Annotated in this window: 2 protein-coding genes; both read left to right on the forward strand. The window is 32.9% G+C overall.

What is annotated here, in order from left to right:
* Positions 1-858, forward strand: an 858-nt coding sequence (locus tag FHL06_RS12695; RefSeq protein WP_192917991.1) for a KUP/HAK/KT family potassium transporter, incomplete at its 5' end; no start/stop codon positions are given.
* Between the two features lie 235 nt (positions 859-1093).
* Positions 1094-1698, forward strand: a 605-nt coding sequence (locus FHL06_RS12700; protein WP_153386949.1) for an ATP-binding cassette domain-containing protein, incomplete at its 3' end; no start/stop codon positions are given.

Raw genomic sequence — 1698 nt, forward strand, 5'->3', positions numbered from 1 at the left:
ATTATGAAACACAAGAAAATTGCCGCAAATATTTTCTTAGTTTGCTTCTTTGCTCTAGAAAGTCTCTTCTTAATATCCAGTTTAACAAAATTTGTTCATGGTGGTTATATCACCGTTATAATCACTTTGGCTATCCTTGCTATAATGGTGATTTGGTTCTTTGGTAATAAACGTCGTGATGCTTACATGGATGAAAGTGAAAATGTATGTTTACTCGATTTTATTCCTCAGCTTGAAAAGTTAAGTAATGATTCATCTATACCCATCTATGCTACTAATTTGGTTTATATGATTAAAGTCGGAGACGATTATTCTATTAAGAGATCTATTGTCTATTCTATTTTGGACCAAGAACCTAAACGTGCTAAAGTTTACTGGTTCATAACGGTACATCAAACTAGTGCTCCATACGAATGCACTTATTCAGTAGATATGATGCACACTAGAAACGTAGTTAAAGTTACTTTGAATTTGGGCTTCAAAAAGTCCCAACATGTCAATATTTATATCCGCCAGATCATTAACAGTCTACTTGATCAAAAAGTTATTGATGATCAAACACCAACTTATTCGATGGTTCCAAAGCGTCGCGTTGGTTCCTTCAAATTCGTTATTCAAAATCAACAATTTCAAGACTTAGGTGCCCAAGAATATATGCGAGGCTGGGATCGATTTTTAATTGGTGGACGTTTGTTACTCCAAAATATCACTATCCCTCCAACACTCTGGTACGGTTTGGAATTCAGTGATGTTGTCGAAGAAAAAGTTCCCTTATTCCTTGGCAGTCATTACGATCAATATCTAACTGAGAAAAAAGTCAGCAATTCAGTTAAACCAAGCAAACCCAGTGTTCACTAAAGAAAGTCACGAAACCTATCCAATTAAGGGTATGTTCCGTGACTTTTTTGTAATTGAATATATTTCATATCGGATAATGATTAGAGATATCGAGTAAACACATATATCGTATAATTAAGATATATCACGTTGTACCAATTCATGTCTGCTGCGCGTGGTGTTAGTTGATTTTTTGATACTGAATACGTTAACCAACGTATCTAGTACAATATTTCAGAAAGTGAGTAGCTAAACGATGTCAATAATCTCATTAGATAAAGTAACAAAAAAGAATAACGACCATTATGACTTAAAAAATATTACCTTGAATATTGATACTGGTTCAAAGATTGGAATTAAAATGCCCCCTACTATTACAAAAACACTTTTTGGAATAATAAAGGGAATACTGCCTGTGTCCAGCGGCATCATAACTAGAACAACTAACTCTATCGTTTATGAACTTAATGACGATGGACTATATAATTCATACTCTGTTAAAAAATACCTAAAACTCTTTAAAAAGATTTTTAACTCTAATATAAATATTGCTGATAACCTTCAAGAATTTTCACTAGAAGATGCCGAAAATACAAAAATCAAAGAATTATCAAATGATCAAAAAAAACGAGTTAGTTTGTTTCGTATGTTTATCTCATCTTCAGATCTCATACTTATCGAAAACCCCCTAACTAATTTAACCGATGAAGGAATTGAGCTATATTTAAAAGCCGTTGATTTTGTTAGGAAATCTGGTGCGACCATTCTCTTCACTTCATACTATATGGAGGAATTATTACTTTTGAGTGACGAAGTTTATCGTTATAACGAAAACACTGGGCTTGAAAAAACCTATATTAT

Origin of the sequence: Companilactobacillus halodurans (assembly GCF_009600985.1) — a bacterium.
Lineage (GTDB): Bacteria > Bacillota > Bacilli > Lactobacillales > Lactobacillaceae > Companilactobacillus > Companilactobacillus halodurans.